The 16,543-nt window shown below is 70.6% G+C and carries 21 protein-coding genes; 6 read left to right on the top strand and 15 right to left on the bottom strand.

Translation table 11 applies throughout. The annotated features are described in order from the left end of the window. Positions 1–13: 13 nt before the first annotated feature. The 4 genes from ACZZZB_RS09795 to ACZZZB_RS09780 are packed head-to-tail and all read right to left on the bottom strand — an operon-like array spanning position 14 to position 3,848. Complete coding sequence (locus ACZZZB_RS09795; protein WP_191940004.1) at positions 14–442, bottom strand: molybdenum cofactor biosynthesis protein MoaE; 429 nt, start codon at positions 440–442, stop codon at positions 14–16. Continuing rightward, positions 435–1,418 (bottom strand): bifunctional molybdenum cofactor biosynthesis protein MoaC/MoaB, encoded by a 984-nt coding sequence (moaCB, locus tag ACZZZB_RS09790; protein ID WP_463529569.1) that lies wholly within the window; start codon positions 1,416–1,418, stop codon positions 435–437. The genes ACZZZB_RS09795 and moaCB overlap by 8 nt, the downstream gene beginning before the upstream one ends. Continuing rightward, positions 1,415–2,650, bottom strand: a complete 1,236-nt coding sequence (locus ACZZZB_RS09785) for a molybdopterin molybdotransferase MoeA (RefSeq protein WP_463529568.1) — start codon at positions 2,648–2,650, stop codon at positions 1,415–1,417. Before ACZZZB_RS09785 ends, moaCB begins: the two co-directional genes overlap by 4 nt. A gap of 58 nt (positions 2,651–2,708) precedes the next feature. Continuing rightward, entirely contained in the window at positions 2,709–3,848 is a 1,140-nt protein-coding gene (locus tag ACZZZB_RS09780; RefSeq protein WP_463529567.1) for a ThiF family adenylyltransferase, read from the bottom strand. A 143-nt stretch (positions 3,849–3,991) separates the two neighbouring features. Here ACZZZB_RS09780 and ACZZZB_RS09775 point away from each other — a divergent pair, with 143 nt between their 5' ends. After that, positions 3,992–4,405 (top strand): ASCH domain-containing protein, encoded by a 414-nt coding sequence (locus ACZZZB_RS09775; protein ID WP_194643004.1) that lies wholly within the window; start codon positions 3,992–3,994, stop codon positions 4,403–4,405. 6 nt (positions 4,406–4,411) lie between these two features. On the opposite strand, the gene ACZZZB_RS09770 is transcribed toward ACZZZB_RS09775, so the two are convergent. From ACZZZB_RS09770 to ACZZZB_RS09730, 9 genes are all read right to left on the bottom strand, one after another. Continuing rightward, complete coding sequence (locus ACZZZB_RS09770) at positions 4,412–4,789, bottom strand: VOC family protein (RefSeq protein ID WP_071261898.1); 378 nt, start codon at positions 4,787–4,789, stop codon at positions 4,412–4,414. A gap of 51 nt (positions 4,790–4,840) precedes the next feature. Further along, positions 4,841–5,395, bottom strand: coding sequence for a TetR/AcrR family transcriptional regulator (locus ACZZZB_RS09765; protein WP_198425021.1), 555 nt, complete (start codon positions 5,393–5,395; stop codon positions 4,841–4,843). A 22-nt stretch (positions 5,396–5,417) separates the two neighbouring features. After that, on the bottom strand, positions 5,418–6,254 hold the full coding sequence (locus tag ACZZZB_RS09760) for an alpha/beta fold hydrolase (protein WP_191940010.1): 837 nt from the start codon (positions 6,252–6,254) through the stop codon (positions 5,418–5,420). A gap of 66 nt (positions 6,255–6,320) precedes the next feature. After that, positions 6,321–6,851 (bottom strand): PspC domain-containing protein, encoded by a 531-nt coding sequence (locus tag ACZZZB_RS09755; RefSeq protein WP_197977356.1) that lies wholly within the window; start codon positions 6,849–6,851, stop codon positions 6,321–6,323. Position 6,852: 1 nt separating this feature from the next. Beyond that, positions 6,853–7,176, bottom strand: a complete 324-nt coding sequence (locus tag ACZZZB_RS09750) for a PadR family transcriptional regulator (RefSeq protein ID WP_159876711.1) — start codon at positions 7,174–7,176, stop codon at positions 6,853–6,855. A 40-nt stretch (positions 7,177–7,216) separates the two neighbouring features. Beyond that, a complete protein-coding gene (locus ACZZZB_RS09745) occupies positions 7,217–7,474 on the bottom strand; it encodes a DUF6510 family protein (protein ID WP_463529566.1) in 258 nt (85 codons plus the stop codon). Beyond that, positions 7,474–8,160: a ferredoxin reductase gene (locus tag ACZZZB_RS09740; protein ID WP_342365619.1), complete on the bottom strand. Its 687-nt coding sequence runs from the start codon at positions 8,158–8,160 to the stop codon at positions 7,474–7,476. The genes ACZZZB_RS09745 and ACZZZB_RS09740 overlap by 1 nt, the downstream gene beginning before the upstream one ends. Positions 8,161–8,198: 38 nt before the next feature. Further along, positions 8,199–8,792: a sulfite oxidase-like oxidoreductase gene (locus tag ACZZZB_RS09735; protein ID WP_086472594.1), complete on the bottom strand. Its 594-nt coding sequence runs from the start codon at positions 8,790–8,792 to the stop codon at positions 8,199–8,201. 89 nt (positions 8,793–8,881) lie between these two features. Next, positions 8,882–9,577: an HAD hydrolase-like protein gene (locus ACZZZB_RS09730; RefSeq protein ID WP_194599907.1), complete on the bottom strand. Its 696-nt coding sequence runs from the start codon at positions 9,575–9,577 to the stop codon at positions 8,882–8,884. Positions 9,578–9,677: 100 nt separating this feature from the next. Between ACZZZB_RS09730 and ACZZZB_RS09725 the strand changes: the two genes are divergently transcribed. After that, entirely contained in the window at positions 9,678–10,559 is an 882-nt protein-coding gene (locus ACZZZB_RS09725) for a sugar phosphate isomerase/epimerase family protein (protein WP_463529565.1), read from the top strand. Beyond that, the gene (locus ACZZZB_RS09720) at positions 10,556–11,608 is read left to right on the top strand and encodes a Gfo/Idh/MocA family protein (RefSeq protein ID WP_463529564.1); all 1,053 of its coding nucleotides are present in this window, start codon (positions 10,556–10,558) and stop codon (positions 11,606–11,608) included. Before ACZZZB_RS09725 ends, ACZZZB_RS09720 begins: the two co-directional genes overlap by 4 nt. A 28-nt stretch (positions 11,609–11,636) precedes the next feature. Here ACZZZB_RS09720 and ACZZZB_RS09715 read toward each other — a convergent pair whose 3' ends face one another. Next, positions 11,637–12,851 carry an ROK family protein gene (locus ACZZZB_RS09715; protein WP_463529563.1) on the bottom strand — a complete coding sequence of 405 codons (1,215 nt, stop codon included), beginning with the start codon at positions 12,849–12,851 and terminating at the stop codon, positions 11,637–11,639. 142 nt (positions 12,852–12,993) lie between these two features. On the opposite strand from ACZZZB_RS09715, the gene ACZZZB_RS09710 reads away from it, so the two are divergent. The 3 genes from ACZZZB_RS09710 to ACZZZB_RS09700 all read left to right on the top strand — a co-directional run bounded on the left by ACZZZB_RS09710 (position 12,994) and on the right by ACZZZB_RS09700 (position 15,957). Then, complete coding sequence (locus ACZZZB_RS09710) at positions 12,994–14,493, top strand: glycoside hydrolase family 36 protein (protein ID WP_463529562.1); 1,500 nt, start codon at positions 12,994–12,996, stop codon at positions 14,491–14,493. Between the two features lie 95 nt (positions 14,494–14,588). Beyond that, positions 14,589–15,575: a helix-turn-helix transcriptional regulator gene (locus ACZZZB_RS09705; RefSeq protein WP_202938285.1), complete on the top strand. Its 987-nt coding sequence runs from the start codon at positions 14,589–14,591 to the stop codon at positions 15,573–15,575. 4 nt (positions 15,576–15,579) lie between these two features. After that, on the top strand, positions 15,580–15,957 hold the full coding sequence (locus ACZZZB_RS09700; protein ID WP_463529561.1) for a RidA family protein: 378 nt from the start codon (positions 15,580–15,582) through the stop codon (positions 15,955–15,957). A 19-nt stretch (positions 15,958–15,976) separates the two neighbouring features. Here ACZZZB_RS09700 and ACZZZB_RS09695 read toward each other — a convergent pair whose 3' ends face one another. Continuing rightward, complete coding sequence (locus ACZZZB_RS09695; RefSeq protein WP_463529560.1) at positions 15,977–16,501, bottom strand: GrpB family protein; 525 nt, start codon at positions 16,499–16,501, stop codon at positions 15,977–15,979. Positions 16,502–16,543 lie beyond the last annotated feature (42 nt).

Here is a 16,543-nt window from a genome sequence, read left to right as displayed (position 1 = left end):
CGAGGACGGGCCGCTACAGACCGACCCACTCCGTATCGCCGTCGGCCAGGTGCTGGCGCTTCCAGATGGGGACGGTGCGCTTGATCTCCTCGACCAGCCGCTCGCACGCGGCGAACGCCTCGGCCCGGTGCGCAGCGGCGACGGCGGCGACGAGCGCGAGGTCGCCGACGACGAGCGACCCGACGCGGTGCGCTGCTGCCACTCGAAGACCGGTCTCCGAGGCGACCGTCCGGCAGCAGTCCTCCAGGAACCGCTGGGCATCGGGATGGGCCCGGTAGTCGAGGGCGTCGACCGCCTCGCCGTGGTCGTGGTCGCGCACGATGCCTCGGAAGGCGACGAGGGCGCCGTTGGCGGGCGCCGCGACGAAGTCCTCGATCGCATGCGCGTCGAGGGGCGACTCCGAGATGAGGGCGAGGACCTCGGGAACCGTCGACTCACTCATGCGCGCCACCTCCGGCGATCTGGGCGACGAGGTGGTCGAGCAGGCCGTCGAGGACGGCGAGTCCGTCCTTCACGCCACCGGTCGACCCGGGCAGGTTCACGACGACGGTGCCGCCGGAGACCCCCGCGAGCCCGCGACTGAGCGCCGCGGTCGGGGTCTTGGTCGACCCGAGGGCGCGGATCGCCTCGGCGATGCCGGGCAGTTCGCGGTCGAGGTGGGACTGCGTCGCCTCCGGGGTGCGGTCGCTCGGCGAGAGGCCGGTGCCGCCCGTCGTGATGAGCACCGCGGGCGCGGCGTCCAGGGCTGCCGCGATCGCGAGGTGCACGTCGGCGTCGGACACGACCGTCACCGCATCGACCGCGTAGTCGTGCTCGGACAGCCACGCGGAGATACGCGGCCCCGTGAGGTCCTCGCGCGTGCCGGCCGCGCCGGCGGTCGACGCGACGATGACGGCCGCGGTTCGCGGGCGGACCGTCCGCGCCACAGGTGCTTCGATCGGCTCCGACGCTTCCGGCGTCCAGTTCCCCCGCTTGCCGCCGGACTTCTCCAGCAGCCGGATGTCGCCGAGGACCGAGGCCGGGTCGACGGCCTTGACCATGTCGTGCAGGGTCAGGCCGGCGATCGACGCGGCCGTCAGGGCCTCCATCTCGACCCCGGTCTGGCCGGTGGTCTTCGCCGTCGCGGTGATGACGATGGAGTCCTCGGTGAATGCGAAGTCGAGGCTCACGGACGACAGCGCGAGCTGGTGGCACAGCGGGATGAGCTCGCTCGTCCGCTTGGCCCCCGCGATCCCCGCGATGCGAGCGGTCGCGATGACATCCGCTTTCGGCAGGCCGTCCGCCTGGACGAGCGCGATCACGTCTGGTCGGGTGGTGAAGGTCGCGGTCGCCGTCGCGACCCGCTTCGTCGTGGCCTTGTCGCCGACGTCGACCATGCGTGCGCGGCCGTCGTCGTCGAGGTGTGTGAGCCCGGTCATAGTGCCCATGCTTCCACAGCGTCACCGGCGTCGAGCTCGAGCGTGTCCTCCGGGATCACGATCAGCACGTCGGAGGCCGCGAGCCCGGCGACCAGGTGCGAGCCGGGGCCGGCGACCGGTTCGACCCGGCCGTCGTCTCGTCGGCGTCCGCGGAGGAACTGGCGCTTGCCGGACACCGAACGCACGGCGACCGCGAGTTCGGCCGGCACGCGCGACGCTTGCGGCAGCCCCGCGACCCGGCGGAGGACCGGAGCGACGAAGACCTCGAACGAGAGCTGGGTGCTCACCGGGTTGCCGGGGAACGCGATGATCGGGACGCCCCGGTGGGCCCCGAGCGCCTGTGGTCCGCCGGGCTGCATCGCGACCGAACCGATCCAGCCACCCAGCGGACCGAGGACGTCACGGACGACCTCGTGCTCACCCATGGAGATCCCGCCGGAGGTGAGGATGAGATCGACCTCGCCGTGGAGGTCGTCGAGCAGGGCGAGCAGGACGTCGGCATCGTCGACGACGCGCGCACGGGCGTTGACCTCGGCCCCGGCTGCGACGACGGCGGCCGCCAACGCGGTCCCGTTGGAGTCGAAGGTCTGGCCGAGCGTCGGCGTCTCGCCGGGTTCGACGAGTTCGGCACCGGTCGTGACGATCGCGACCCGCACCCGCCGACGCACCTCGACGGTCGTGATCCCGGCCGCAGCCAACACGGCGAGGTGTCGTGAAGCGAGGCGCACGCCGGCCGGCAGCAGCTCCTCGCCGGCGCGGACGTCGCTCCCGCGTTCCCGGACGAACAGCCCCACCGGGCGCTCGCCACCGCCGCGCGCAGGACCGAGGAGGACGGTCTCGACACCGTCCGGATCCGTCTCGACCTCGCTCTCCTCGACCGGCACGACGACGTCCGCACCCGGCGGAACGACCGCGCCCGTCATGATGCGCACCGAGGTCCCCGCCTCGAGCGGCGCGGGGTCGATCGGGCGCGCGGCGATCTCGCCCACCACCCGCAGTCGCGTCTCATCGCCCGTGAGGTCTGCCGCCCGAACCGCGAAGCCGTCCATCTGCGAGTTGCGGAACAGCGGCAGGTCGACCGGTGACGGCACCGCCACCGCCGTCACCCGAGCTGCGGCCTCGTCGATCGGCACGTGCTCGGCGCCGGTGTCGGTCACGTCGTCGAGGAGGGCTGCGACGTCGGAGGCGTGTTGCTCGACGGTCTTCCGACTCGTGGGCGCTGGCGTCGTCATGGTGGTTCCCGTCGTCGAGGTCGGTCGGTGGGGCTGCACGGGGTGTTCGGAGCCGCGGTCAGTAGCGGGGGACGGTCGGATCCACGAGCCGCGACCACGCGTCGATGCCGCCCTCGAGATGGACGGCCGAGTAGCCGCGCTCGAGGAGCAGGCGAAGCGCGGACTCGGATCGGATGCCGTGGTGGCAGTAGACGACCACGGGCGTCTCGGGGTCGAGCCCGTGGAGCGTCTCGGGGAGCGAGCCGAGCGGCATCAGCGTCGAACCGGGCAACCGGGCGATCTCCGCCTCCCACGGCTCCCGGACGTCGAGCAGGACGGCCTCATCGTCGCTCGCCGCGAGCTGCGGTGCGGTGATCGTGCGGCCGCCGTGTCGCGGCTCGTGCGGGGCTGCCGCTGCGGCGCTCGCCGCCTCCCCGCCTGGCGTCCGATGCAGATGCTCATCGAGCGACACCTGCCGGGCGCCCGCGGGGTCGCGCTCGTACCGGAGTTCGCGGAACCCGCCGCTCAGCCCGTCGAACATCGTCACCCGGCCGAGCGAGAGGGTCCCGACCCCGGTGAGCACCTTGATCGCCTCGGTGGCCATGATGGACCCGATGACCCCGACCGTGGTGGGCAGGACGCCGCCGGCCTCGCAGGAGAGCACCGAACCGTCCGTCGGCGGGTGGGGGAAGAGGTCGCGGTAGCGCGGGCCGCGAGACGACCAGCTGAGTCCAGCCTGCCCGCCGTACTGCGAGACCGCACCCCAGACGAGTGGGACGTCGGCGAGCGTCGCGGCGTCGTCGACCAGGTAACGGGTCTCGAAGTTGTCGCTGCCGTCGATGACGAGGTCGATCTCCGCGTCGGCCAGGAGGCCCATGATCTCGCCGGGTCCGAGGCGGAGGCGGTGCCTGAGGATCGTCGCATCGGTGTTGACGGCGAGGGCGCGATCGGCGGCGGAGTCGACCTTCGGACGGCCGACGTCCGCGGTGCTGTGGACGGTCTGCCGATGCAGGTTGCTGAGCTCGACCGTGTCGTCGTCCACCAGGTGGATCGCGCCGTCACCGGAACCGACACCGGCAGCGGCAAGCGCCGGGATGACGATGCTGCCGAGGCCGCCGGCGCCGACGATCAGCACCCGCGCATCGGCGAGACGCTGTTGCGCCGCTGGTCCGAACCCGGGGAGGGCGAGCTGCCTGGCGTACCGCGCGGTCGAGGACATGCGCCGATTATCCCACCGGCACCGTGCCCGCCGGCCCTCAGACCGCATCCGCTCGCGTCCGCAGGAGGCAGCAGGCGCCGCCACGGGAAACCGACAGGAGTGGTGAAGTGGCACGACGCGTCGATCGATGCTGGGATGGACGCATGGATGACCACCTCCCCATCGTCGAGTTCGCGTTCCCCGGCCCGCTGCGGGACAGGCTGGTGGCGGCGATCGAGTCCGGCGAGAAGGTCGCGACGAGTTCCCTGGCGCACGAGTACGAGGTGGCAGGCGAGGAGTTGCCGGCGGTCGGGCAGCGCGGAATCGTCGTCGATTCCGATGGCGCTCACCGCTTCGTCATCGAGACGGCGGGTGTCGAGGTGGTACCGCTGGACGAGGTACCACTGGCTCACGCTCTGGCGGAGGGCGAAGGCTACGCGTCGGTCGCCGACTGGCGTGCCGGTCACGAGCGGTTCTGGACCTCACCGGAGATGCAGGCCGAACTCGGCGCCGACTTCCACCTCGACGACACGACGCTCGTCGTCCTCGAACGGTTCGCCCTCATCGCCCGGGACTGAGGCCGATCAGACCGGCTTGACGGGCGTGCGCAGGAGGCAGAAGGCGTTGCCCTCGGGATCGGCGAGGACGTGCCACGACTCGTCGCCCGTCTGCCCGATGTCCGTCGGGCGCGCTCCGAGGGCCAACAGGCGCTCGAGTTCGGCGTCCTGGTCGCCGTCGGTCGGGCTGACGTCGATGTGGAGCTTCGACTTCGGCTGCGGCGGGTCGTCGCTGCGGCTGAGGATGATGGTCGGCTGCGACCCACCGAAGCCGTCCCGCGCTCCGATCTCCACCCCGTCCTCGTCTCGGTCGAGCACGACGAAGTCGAGGACCTCGCACCAGAAGCGGGCGAGCGCTTCCGGATCGCGGCAGTCCAGGACGAGTTCACTGATGCGGCATGACATGACGGCACGCTACCCCGCACGCGTCGTGCAGCGGAACCCGTTGCGGATCGGCTAGGACTCGTCCCCAGCGGTCTCGGCCCAACGGGTCAGCGCGATCACGAAGCCACGGACGAGGCGGTCGAAGCTCCGGTCGAGGTCGCGGTCGAGGCCGAAGGAGCCTGCCGCCTCGAGCGAGACGAAGCCGTGCAGGGTGGAGCGGAACACGCGGATCGCGTCGATGGCGTCGTCGCCGCGGAGCTCGTAGGCCGCGAGGACGTCGCTGATGACCTGGATGGCGCCGAGCGATGCCGCCGCGTCCTCCTCATCCTCCGGCCCGGCGATCCACTGCGCGGCCGTATAGCGTGCCGGGTGCTCCAGGGCCCACTCCCGGTATGCGCCGGCCATCACCGTGATCGCATCCGCGCCCGAACGGCCGACGGCGGCGCGCAGCAGGACGTCGCCGAGCTCGCCCTTCGCTTGGAGGGAGATGCTCCGGCGGAGTCCGGCGAGCGAGTCGAGGTGCTTGTAGAGCGAGGGCTGCCGGACGCCGAGCCGTTCGGCGAGGGCGGCGAGGGTCAGCCCCTCGAGCCCGACCTCGTCGGCGAGTTCAGCCGCTTCGTCCACCACGCGCGCGCGGCTGAGTCCCGCCCTAGGCACGGTGCAGCGCCGACTGGAGGAAGCCGAGGACGGCCTGCGAGGTGACCTCGTGCTGCTGGGCCTGCGGGTAGTGGCCGGCGTCCTCGACGAGGACGACCTCCGCCTGCAGGGTGTCGCCGATCCAGCGGGCCTCTCCTGCGGGGTCGGGGAAGTCGGGGTCCTTGGTGCCCATGATCACGAGCGTCGGAGCGCTCACGCCGGGGAGCGCAGCCTCGGCCGGGGCATGGTCGGTCTGTCTGGTCGTCTGCGAGAAGGCCTTGCCGTAGGCGGGGCGACGCAGGCTCGCGAAGACGTCGGCGAGGTAGTCGTCGAAGTCGACCGGCTTCCGGCCCGCGTTCAGCGTGGGGAGGTAGGCCTTCCAGACCCGTGCGATCCACAGCGGAGCCATCATGGCGCGGAAGACCGCCTGCATGACGGCGCCCGCCTTCGGGTTGCGGACGAAGGGCCCGACGAGGACGAGACCGGACACGTCCTCCGGGTGCTCGGCGGCGACGATCACGCCCGCGCCGGCAGCGAGGGAGTTCCCGATGACGACGGCTGGGGCGCCGAGGTCGCGGATGAGGGCGTGGACGTCCGAGGCGGTCGCGACGTCGCCGTACGAGGAGAACGTCGTGTCGCTGTCGCCGTGACCACGGAGGTCGGTGGAGGCGACGCGGTACCCGGCCTGGACGAGTGCGGGAGCGAGGAAGCGGTAGGAGGAGCGGAGCTCGCCCATTCCCGGGACGAGGACGACGAGCGGGCCGTCGCCCTGGATCTCGTAGGCGATCTTGCCCTCGGGACGGTCGAGGTAGCGGGTGGCAGGCCCTGTCGATGCCGGGTTCGTGTTCATGAAGCTAGTCTACATCGCCGTTTGGCTAATGTCAATAGCTTTGATGGATCGGCTGTCGAAGCAATCTCATCGACTCGGCGCTGGTGCCGCGCACTGGCGCCGATACTCGGCGACCGTGTCGACCTTCGGCAGGATGAGGAGCAGAGCCAGGTAGACGAGGCCGGCGGTCCCGCCCGTGAAGAGGAGGAGGAAGAGGGCGACGGTGCGGACCCAGTCCACGCGGAAGTCGCCGTACGCGGCGATGCCGGCGCACAGGCCGCCGAACCAGCTCCCCTCCCCGATGCGACAGAAGAATCGACCGCGAGCGGGATAGGCGAGGATCCGGATCGGCGGTGCTTCCTGCTCGACGGAGCCCGTCTCCGCGAGGATCATCGCGAGCTGCTCGTCGTCGATCGCGGCGCCAGGGGTTGCCGGCATCGATCGCAGGCGGTCTCCGAGTGTCGTCTCGAGGTCGCGTACGGTCTCGTCCGCATCGGGGTCGGTGCCGAGTGCGGCGCGGGTGTTCGACAGGTAGCGGAGCAGGTGGGCGTGGGCGGCGGCCGTCAGCGGGATCGTCTCCGCATGCCCACTCAGGCTCATGTGGTGGATCTGTTCCATGTCAGTGTCCGATCGTCGTGATCATGTCGGTGAGGGAGGACCAATAGGTGCGGAAGTCCAGGAGCTGCACTCGTCCGGCCTCGGTCAGGGAGAGGTACTTGCGAGGTGGACCGGACGTGGACTCCTGCCAGTCGTGTGCCAGGAGGTCTTCGCGTCGGAGCTTGTTCAGGAGGGGATAGAGCGTGGCTTCCTGGACGGGGAAGCCGGCTTCGCGAAGCGCCGTCGCGATCTCGCCCGCGTAGCGTCGCTGATGCTCGACCGAAGCGAGCACGAGCGGTTCGAGCATGCCTCGGCGGAGTGCCGCGAGCTTGCTATCTGGTTCCATGCCGGTACTGTAACACGACTCGGTACCGTGCGAGATTCGATCAGCCGAGGTCCGTCCACCAGCGGACGCCGTCGAGGGTGACGCGCGTGATCTCCTCGTGATGGAGGACGACGAGCAGGACGTCGTCGCAGAGCCGACAGCGCACCACCCAAGCATCCGGTGTGCCGAACACCAGCTCCGCGGCGAGGGGCGAGACGTCGCGGCACCCGAGGCACTGCGACATCGTCCCGCTCGGGTCGGTGCCGGTCAGTTCCGACAGGGTTCCGGCGAGGACGTTCCCGTCCAGATGCGAGGTCATCACGCGCCTCCGAACCGCTCGGTCTTGATGCGGGCGGGATCATGGCCGATCGCGACCAGGGTGTCGGCGACCGCCTCGACGAAGCCGGTCGGTCCGCAGACGAACACCGACGGGGCCTCGCCGCCGGTGACCTCGAGCGCCTGCAGGTCGGCCGCCACCAGGCGGCCGGCGGGACGAGGCCAGCCGTCGGGCGCTCGCCGGGTGTAGATCCAGGTGACCTCGACCCCGGTCGCCGCAGCGAGCTCGTCGGCGAAGAAGGCGTCCTGCGGTGAGCGGACCGAGTACACGAGTCGGAACGGCGTCGTGCTCCCGGCCGCCTCGTGCGCTCGCACCATCGCCATGAGCGGCACGATGCCCGAACCGCCGCCGATCAGGAGGACCGGCTCCGTGTCCTCGGGGCGCCAGACGAACCAGCCGCCCAGTGGTCCACGCACCTCGACCTGGTCGCCGACCTCGATCGCGTCGACGAGGAACGGGGAGACCTCGCCGTCGGGGACCCGGTCGACGGCGATCTCGATGCGGTCACCGGCGTCGGCCGAGGCGATGGAGTAGGAGCGGACCGCCTGGTAGCCGTCGGGCGCCGTGAGGCGGACGTCGGCGTGCTGCCCGGCCAGGTTCCCGCCCCAGCCGGGGGCGTCCAGGATGAGGCTCCGCCCCGATGGGGTCAGCTGCGTCGCCGTGACCACGGTTGCCGCCTTCCAGACGTCGACATGGCCCGTGCGCCTCACGAGTACCGCTGTTCGAGCCAGGGGTCACCGTAGGCGTGGTAGCCGTTCTGCTCCCAGAACCCCGGTTCGTCGTCCTGCTGCATGACGAGGCCGCGGATCCACTTCGCGCTCTTCCAGAAGTAGAGGTGCGGGATGAGGAGTCGTGCCGGGCCGCCGTGCTCCGCGGCGAGCGGCTCGCCGTCGAAGCCGGTGGCGATCCAGGCCTTGCCGTCCAGGAGGTCGTCGAGTGGGACGTTGGTCGTGTAGCCGCCGTAGGAGTGGGCCATCACGAAGTCGTAGCCGCTCTCGACCTCGGCGAAGAGCGTGTCGAGGGAGACGCCCTGCCAGCTCGTGCCGAGCTTCGTCCAGCGGGTCACGCAGTGGATGTCGCGGGTGATGTCGTCCTGCTGGAGGGCCTGCATGGCCGCCCAGTCCCAGCGGTGGGTCTCCCCCGTCTCCGTGCGGATCTGGAACTCCCACTCATCGGTGTCGATCCGCGGCGTGGGTCCGGCGGACAGGACGGGGAAGTCCTCGGTGAGGAACTGACCGGGCGGGAGTCGGTCGTCCTGCTCCCGTGCCCGTCCTCCGAAACCGCGTGTGAACACCGCCATGTCGACCTCCTCAGGATGGTCATCACCCTAGTGAGCAGGTGTCGGTGAAGCCAGGCCCTCCTGGGGTCACCAAGTGGTTCCGGCCTCGCTCAGCCGGTGATGAGGTTCGACAACGCGTCGATCGAGTGGACGACGGCGAGCGCCCCGGTGGCCTCAGCCGGCGAGCCGTAGCCCCACTCGACGAGGATCGTCGGGATCCCGTGCGCAGCCGCGCCCTCGATATCGTGGAGGCGGTCGCCGACCAGTACGGTGCGGGACGTGTCGACGCCGGCGGCCGTGAGGCGCCGGAGGGCCTCGCCGACGACGTCGGCCTTGCTGCTGCGGACCTCGTCCTCGGAGGCGCCCGTGACGACGGTGAAGTACTGGCTCAGGCCGAAGTGGTCGAGGATCGTGTTCGCCTGCGACTCGGGCTTCGAGGTCGCGAGCCCGATCGGGATCCCGGCCTCGGAGATGCGCGCGAGCAGCCCGGCGACGCCTGGGAACACCGCGGTGCCGACCTCGGCGCCCTCGATGGCGACCTGGCGGCGGTACTCGGTGAGGGCGAGCTGCGACTGCAGCGGGTCCATGTCCGCGAAGTCGCGGAAGGAGTCGAGCAGCGGCGGTCCGACCCAACGCAGCAGGGACTCGTCGGACGGCACGACGGCACCGACGTTCGCCAGGGTCGTCTTCATACGGGAGATGATGCCGGGAGCCGAGTCCACGATCGTGCCGTCGAGGTCGAACAACACGCAGGACCAGCTGCGGTGGAAGGACACGGTCGTACTCGCGAGGTAGAGATCGGTCACACGCTCCATCCTAGGGCGACCCCTCCGGCTGCAGAGGGTTGTCAACCGGTTGCCAGAGCCGTAGGCTGACAGGGCCGGCAGCCCGACTGTCTGGTTCCCGATGACGAGAACGAACGCGAAGGCGGAAGCGCACGTGAATGCACAACACCCGGTGAGCTGGACCCTGTCGGGCTTCGGTGACGAGATCGACGCCAACCCGACGACACAGATCGCCGTGCTGGAGGCGCTCGGTGCATCGCACATCGAGGTCCGGAGCGCGTGGGGCGTCAACATCATCGACCTCGACGCCGACCAGCTCGCCCGACTCGGTGCGCAGCTGCGGCAGTCGGGCATGGGTGTGTCCGCCATCGGATCGCCGATCGGCAAGGTCGACGTGGCCCTCGACGCCGAGCTGGAAGTCGCCCGCCTCGCGCGAGCGGTCGCCGCTGCACACGCCCTCGGGACCCCCAACATCCGCATCTTCTCCTTCTTCCGCGGTGAGGGCGTGCCGGTGGAGGCCACCCGCGACGACGTCCTGGTCCGCATGCGTCTGCTCGCCGACCTGGCCGAGCGGGAGGGGGTCGTGCTCCTGCACGAGAACGAGAAGGACATCTACGGCGACGTCCCGGAGCGCATCCTCGACCTCGTCGAGTCCGTCGGATCGCCCGCACTCCGCCTCGCTTGGGACAACGCGAACTTCGTCCAGGTGGGCGTCGCGCCGTTCGACGACGGCTACGCGATGCTGCGCCCGTACCTCGACTACCTGCAGGTCAAGGACGCGGTCGCCGAGAGCGGCCAGGTCGTGCCGTCCGGCGAGGGCGACGGGCAACTGCGTGAAACGCTCACGGCGTTGCGCGACGACGGCTACGCGGGGTTCGCCTCGCTCGAGCCGCACCTCGCCGACACCCACGCGCTCGGCGGCTTCTCGGGTCCTGCATCGTTCGGCGTGGCCGCCCGGGCCTTCCGGAGGCTCACCGACGAGCTGGGGATCGAACTGCGATGAGCCGCGGGCCCGCACCGGTCCTCCGTCGCGTCGCCGTGGTCGGGTGCGGCGACATCTCCGCCCTCCACATCGCGGCGATCGGAACGGTGCCCGGTGCGCAGCTCGTGGCGGTGTGCGACGTCGACGCCGGCCGGCTCGATGCAGCGATGGCTGCGACGGGTGTCCCGGGCTTCACCGACCTCGATCGACTGTTCGACCAGGCGCGACCCGACGTCGTCCACATCTGCACCCCGCACCACCTGCATGCCGACCAGGCGATCCGGGCGCTCGAGCGCGGGATCAGTGTCATCCTCGAGAAGCCCCTCGCCCACACGCGCAATGAGGCCGAACGGCTCCTGGCCGCGGCGGAGCACAGCCGCGCGAAGATCGCGGTGTGCTTCCAGAACCGCTACAACCAGCCGGCGGAGCGCGCCAAGGAACTCCTCGACTCGGGTGAGCTCGGCGCAGTGCTCGGCGCCTCGGCGGTCGTGCCGTGGCATCGGACGGCGGCCTACTACGAGGATCGCCCGTGGCGCGGTCGCTGGGAGACCGGCGGCGGTGGACTCCTCATGAACCAGGCGATCCACACGATCGACCTCGTGCAGTGGTTGGTCGGCGACCCGCTCGAGGCGACGGGGTCGATCGCCACCCGCGCGCTCGCCGAGGTGATCGAGGTCGAGGACACGGCCGAGCTGCGCATCGTGCACGCGGGTGGCGCGACGAGCACGGTCTACGCGACGGTCGCCGGGGTCGCGAACCTGCCCGTGACGATCGACGTCGTCTGCGCGTTGGGCACGCTGAGCTTGGGGGCCGAACTCACCGCACGCTTCGCCGACGGGCGCGTCGAGACCACCGTCGAGCGCGTGACGGCCAGCGGAGCGCGTGCCTACTGGGGTGTGTCCCATGAACGGCTGATCCAGGACTTCTACGCGGGGCTCGACGAGCCGGGCGCCTTCTGGCTCCACCCCGCAGAAGCGCGGAAGGCGTTCGACGTGATCCAGGACGTCTACGACGCGGCGATCCCTGAGCGACGGTCATCGGTCCTCGCCGCGCAGCTCGGCGGTCGCTGAGCCACGACCGGTCGCGGGCGGCGACGGCTCAGGATGCTGCGTCCCGCTTGACGAGCCGCAGCGCTCCGTCCGGGTCGGGGAACCGCTCCAGGTCGCGGACCGCCGCCTCCAGGACGGTGTCGAGGTACTGGGACGCCAGGCTGGCGCCACCCATCGCCACCGCCTCCGAACCGAGCGAGGAGACGACCACGTCCGGTGGCAGCGGGCAGATCTCGCCGAGGGTGCTGATGAACCGCGGTAGGAAGACGTCCGCGCCCGGAGCGCTTCCGCCGCCGACCACGAGGAGTTCCGGATCGAGTGCGAGGACCATGGCCGCCGCGCCGGTGGCCAGGTCGTCCGCGAACTCGTCCATCACCGCCAGGGCGATCCGATCACCGGCGCGAGCCGCATCGAAGATCTCCTCGCGGGACGGCCGTGGTGAGCCGAGGACCGACTCGCCGTACCGCTCGTTCAGACGTGACCACCGGAGTTCGGGCATCTCGCCGACGATCCCTGCCGCACCGTGTACGCCGCGATGCACCTTCCCGTCGACGATGGAGGCCGCGCTGGTGCGCACGCCGCAGAGGAGGTAGACGACGTCGCGGTGGCCCTGTGCCGCGCCGACGGTCAGTTCCGCGCGGGCGCCGAGCGCGACGTCGCCCTCCACCAGGACGGCTCCGTCGAACTCCCGCTCGAACCGCTCGCGCAGGTTCAGCCCGACCCAGTCCGGCAGCCCCGTCCCGCCGAAGTGCAGCACCTCGCCGTCCCGGCCGATCGCGCCCGGGGATCCCACGGCGACGATCCACACCGACCCGCGGGTGAGGTCGAGGGTGCTGAGCACCGCATCGCCGGTCGCCAGCGCCAGGGTGATGCGCTCGGTCGCGCCGGTGTCCTCTGGGAGGCGAGCCGTGCGCTGGCCCAGGACGGCACCGGCGAGGTCGGTCACGACGGCGTGGATGTGGTTCGCGCCGATGTCGAGCGACAGGAGATGGCCGAGTCCGGCCCGCACGCTGAAGGCGGTGGCGGGTCTGCCGATCCGGGACGCCGAGGCGCGTTCGGCGGATTCGAGCCAGCCCATCGCGACGAGGTCCGTGACGATCGCGTCGATGGCCGTCCGAGACAGCCCGGACGCGTTCGCCAGCTCCCGCAGGGTGAGCGGCTGCGAGAGCAGGGCGCGCAGCACACCGAGCGAGTTCATCCTCCGGAGCAACGAACGACTGCCCATCGATCCGCCGGACGGCTCCACCATCGCCTCTCGAGGCATTCCCATTCCCCTCTTGCGACTTTTCACGGCACGTTGCAGTATTAACTCCGCCTCCTCGACTCTACCCGCGGCAGCCCCGTGGTGGCAGTCGGGAAACCCGCGTCGATTCCGAGCGCGCACCCACCCAGAGAGAAAGCCGGCCATGCTGCACACCTTCACCTTCGGTGACCTCCGCATCCCCGCGAACCTCGCCGGCGAACCGACGGCCACGAGCACGGGGTTCGTCGTGCCCGCCGGTCCGGTCGCGCTCCTCCACCCCTTCGGCGACACCGGCTTCTACCGGCACGGCTGGAACTCGTGGAGCCCGAGCGGGTGGACCACCACCGACGGCGAGACCATCGGCATCAAGGGCAACCCCGACCGGCTGCTCACCGCCGACGACGCGGTCAACGAGACCCCGCACCTCCACTCCGGCAGTGGCGTCGGGGCCATCACGGGACCGGACGGCACCGTGCTGCTCATCGGGACCCTCGGGCTCGGCAACCCCCGGGTCGGTGCCGACCGCAACACGATGTGGGCGCGGAGCGAGACCGACGAAGCCGAGTGGTTCGTCACGTTCGGACCGGAGCAGCAGGCTTTCGCCGATTACGCTGCCATCCTGTCCGAACGGCTCGGGCGGCGCTCACAGCGCGCCGGTCGCGTCTGGAGCAGTTGGTACTCCTACTACGAGGGCATCGACGAGGAGCTGGTCACCCGCACCGTCGCCGACCTCACCGGGTACCCCTTCGACGTGTTCCAGCTCGACGACGGCTGGGAGCCGATCGTGGGCGACTGGACGGCCGGTCCGGACTTCCCGTCCGGCATGCAGGCGACCGCCGGTCGCATCGCCGAAGCCGGGTTCCGCCCGGGGCTCTGGCTCGCCCCCATGATCGCGCTTCCCGAGTCCACGATCGCGCGGGAGCGCCCCGACCTCCTCGTGCAGGACGACGCCGGGCGCCCGCTGGCGACCGGCTACAACTGGAACTCCCACTACTACTCGCTCGACACCACGCAGCGGGAGGTGCAGGACCACCTCCGCGAGGTCTTCGAGCGCGTCACCGGGTGGGGCTTCAGCTACCTCAAGCTCGACTTCATGTACGCGGGGGCCGTCACCGGTCGGCGGCACCAGGACGTCCACCGCGAGACCGCCTACCGGGATGCGATCTCGTTCATCAGGGAGACGGTCGGCGACGACGTGTACCTGCTCGGCTGCGGCGTCCCGATGATCCCGTCCATCGGGGTGTTCGACGGCGCGCGCGTGGGGCCGGATGTCGGTCCGTTCTGGGACAACGCCGAACGGGTCGGCGACCCGTCGGGCGTCGGGGCGTGGAACTCCATCGTCGACTCCGTCAACCGCGTCTGGCTCAAGGACGTCTACGAGGTCGACCCCGACGCCGTCTACTTCCGCAGCGCCCGGAACCTCCTCGACCCCGTCGAACGTCGCATGCTCCAGGACGTCGCCGCCATCCTCGAGTTCAAGTCGACCTCCGACCCGGTGGTCTGGCTGCACGAGAGCGAACGCGCCGAACTCCGCCAGTACCTCACGGAGACGCCGACGGTCGAGCAGATGGGGCGGTTCACCTTCCGGCTCGACGGCCGGGAGGTCGACCTGACGGCCGTCGTGGCGGGAGAGGCCCGCTCCGACACCTCGTACATCGGGTGACGCCTGGCGCTCGGCGGCGAACCGGCGTTATCCGATAAACGAACGCCGACCGCCCGGAAGTGGAGCTTTGGCACAGTCGTGGGATTCTGAGCAGGATGAGCGTGAATGCTGGGCCCGCGGAGCGGTTCGAGGCCGCGGGGGGCGACGTCGACGACGCGCGCGAGCTCTACCGCGAGGCGTACCAGATCGGCGGGATCACCGTCGAGCCGACGGCCACCGACTTCGGATACCGCTTCACGTCCATCGGCGACGCCGACCTCGCGCTGCGCGCATCGCAGGTCGAGGGCCGGATCACGGGCGCTTCCTTCACCCAGGACGAGTACGTGGTGACCTGGCTCACGCGTGGCGAGGGCGTGATGGACCTGCTCGGCTCGCCGATGAAGCTCCACCCTGGCGTGCCCTCGATGTTCGCGAATGACCGGCCCGCGCAGTTCGATCTCATCGACTATCGGCTCAACATGATGCACTTCGGCGGTGCGTACTTGGAAGGCGTCGCGGCGGACACCGAGGGGTCGGTGGGTCCGATCCGGTTCGACACGACGTTCCGCCCGTCGGGCGACGCCCTGCGGCGTTGGACCGAGACGGTGGCGACCGTCGCGCGCGTGATCTACGACGACGGGAGTTCCGCGGTGCTGCGCGCCGAGGCGAACCGAGCGGCCGCCGTCACGTTGCTCGAGGTCTTCCCGCATCTCGCTCTGCAGCCACGGACCGATCTGGCGGTTCCTCCGAGCAGCAAGGCCCGCGCCGCCGTCGAGTTCATGGTCGCGAACGCCCACCGACCTTTGGGTACCGACGAGGTCGCCGCTGCCGCGGGGATCAGCCTGCGCAGTCTGCAGGCGGCGTTCCGCCGCGAGTACGAGGTCACCGCCACCGACTACCTGCGGTCGATCCGCCTCGATCGTGTCCGACAGGAGTTGCGGGATGCGGAACCGGGCCTCGCGACGGTCGCCGAGGTCGCCAGGCGGTGGGGGTTCACCCACCTCGGGCGGTTCGCGGCCTCGTACACGACCCGCTTCGGCGAGTACCCGAGCGTCACCCTCGCGTCGAGCCGCGGCGCGACCCACCCGCGTTCCCTAGGCTGAGGCCATGACGCGATCCACGGTGAACGACCCGCACGCTCCGAAGCCCGTCGGGCCGTATTCGCATGCCGCGGTCGCCCCGACCGGAGCGCTGTACCTGTCCGGGCAGACGCCCATCGATCCGGCGACCGGAGCCCTCGTCGACGGTGATGTCGCCGAGCAGACCCGCCGGGTGTTCGCCAACCTCGAGTCGGTGCTGACGGCGGCCGGTCGTGGGTTCGCCGACGTGGTCAAGGTGAACGTCTACCTCGTCGACATGGCCGACTTCGCGTCGATGAACAGCGTCTACGAGACGGTCTTCTCGGCGCCCTACCCTGCGCGCACCACGGTCGCGGTCGTCGGGCTGCCGCTCGGCGCGCGCGTCGAGATCGAACTGGTCGCCTGAGACCACGCGAGGGGCGGCCCTACTTGTCCCAGGCCGCGGTCGGCGGCAGGCAGCGCGCTGTGCGCTCCTCGTTCAGCAGCTCCTCGATGAGCGGGGATTTCGCCGCCGTGTAGGCGCGGCCGTCGTCGGTCCTGGCGAGCTCCAGCTTGAGCTCCTGGTAGCGGCGCCGAGCGGATGCGTCGTGCAGCAGCTTGTCCCGGAACAGCCGCTGGTTGCAGTGCTCCCACACGTCTGAGCCGAACACGTGGAGGATGTGCGTGCGACGGACTCCGTCCGAGCGGACGTACACGGCATGCGTCTTCGGTCCGGCGGCGTTCGGCTCGTACCCGAGACCGGCCAGGAGCGGTCCGAGGTCGAACGGGTCGACGGCTGCCGTCGCTCTCGCGGCGAGGTCGATGATCGGCTTGGCGACGAGACCGGGGATGGCAGTGCTCCCGATGTGTTCGATCGCGTCGACGCGTTCGTGGAGGACGTCCGAGAGCTGTGTCGCCTCGTGTCGGAACGCCGCCGCCCACTCCGTCCGGTGCGGGCTCAGCTCGATCATCGGATCGAGCGTACCCCGCGGTCCGTCCCTGGGCGAGGGCCG

The organism is Plantibacter sp. AC185 (genome assembly GCF_979258065.1).
Note: the sequence above shows the minus strand (reverse complement) of the source record. Positions and strands in the feature narration are given on the sequence as shown.

Excerpts from the sequence above, each read along its gene's own strand:
- ACZZZB_RS09755 (WP_197977356.1), bottom strand. The coding sequence starts at position 6,851 with ATGGAACAGATCCACCACATGAGCCTGAGTGGGCATGCGGAGACGATC.
- ACZZZB_RS09700 (WP_463529561.1), top strand. The coding sequence starts at position 15,580 with ATGACGCGATCCACGGTGAACGACCCGCACGCTCCGAAGCCCGTCGGG.
- ACZZZB_RS09775 (WP_194643004.1), top strand. The coding sequence starts at position 3,992 with ATGGATGACCACCTCCCCATCGTCGAGTTCGCGTTCCCCGGCCCGCTG.
- ACZZZB_RS09710 (WP_463529562.1), top strand. The coding sequence starts at position 12,994 with ATGCTGCACACCTTCACCTTCGGTGACCTCCGCATCCCCGCGAACCTC.
- ACZZZB_RS09725 (WP_463529565.1), top strand. The coding sequence starts at position 9,678 with ATGACGAGAACGAACGCGAAGGCGGAAGCGCACGTGAATGCACAACAC.
- ACZZZB_RS09750 (WP_159876711.1), bottom strand. The coding sequence starts at position 7,176 with ATGGAACCAGATAGCAAGCTCGCGGCACTCCGCCGAGGCATGCTCGAA.
- ACZZZB_RS09785 (WP_463529568.1), bottom strand. The coding sequence starts at position 2,650 with ATGACGACGCCAGCGCCCACGAGTCGGAAGACCGTCGAGCAACACGCC.
- ACZZZB_RS09715 (WP_463529563.1), bottom strand. The coding sequence starts at position 12,851 with ATGCCTCGAGAGGCGATGGTGGAGCCGTCCGGCGGATCGATGGGCAGT.
- ACZZZB_RS09705 (WP_202938285.1), top strand. The coding sequence starts at position 14,589 with ATGAGCGTGAATGCTGGGCCCGCGGAGCGGTTCGAGGCCGCGGGGGGC.
- ACZZZB_RS09720 (WP_463529564.1), top strand. The coding sequence starts at position 10,556 with ATGAGCCGCGGGCCCGCACCGGTCCTCCGTCGCGTCGCCGTGGTCGGG.
- ACZZZB_RS09745 (WP_463529566.1), bottom strand. The coding sequence starts at position 7,474 with ATGACCTCGCATCTGGACGGGAACGTCCTCGCCGGAACCCTGTCGGAA.
- ACZZZB_RS09735 (WP_086472594.1), bottom strand. The coding sequence starts at position 8,792 with ATGGCGGTGTTCACACGCGGTTTCGGAGGACGGGCACGGGAGCAGGAC.
- ACZZZB_RS09780 (WP_463529567.1), bottom strand. The coding sequence starts at position 3,848 with ATGTCCTCGACCGCGCGGTACGCCAGGCAGCTCGCCCTCCCCGGGTTC.
- ACZZZB_RS09795 (WP_191940004.1), bottom strand. The coding sequence starts at position 442 with ATGAGTGAGTCGACGGTTCCCGAGGTCCTCGCCCTCATCTCGGAGTCG.
- ACZZZB_RS09695 (WP_463529560.1), bottom strand. The coding sequence starts at position 16,501 with ATGATCGAGCTGAGCCCGCACCGGACGGAGTGGGCGGCGGCGTTCCGA.
- ACZZZB_RS09760 (WP_191940010.1), bottom strand. The coding sequence starts at position 6,254 with ATGAACACGAACCCGGCATCGACAGGGCCTGCCACCCGCTACCTCGAC.
- ACZZZB_RS09770 (WP_071261898.1), bottom strand. The coding sequence starts at position 4,789 with ATGTCATGCCGCATCAGTGAACTCGTCCTGGACTGCCGCGATCCGGAA.
- moaCB (WP_463529569.1), bottom strand. The coding sequence starts at position 1,418 with ATGACCGGGCTCACACACCTCGACGACGACGGCCGCGCACGCATGGTC.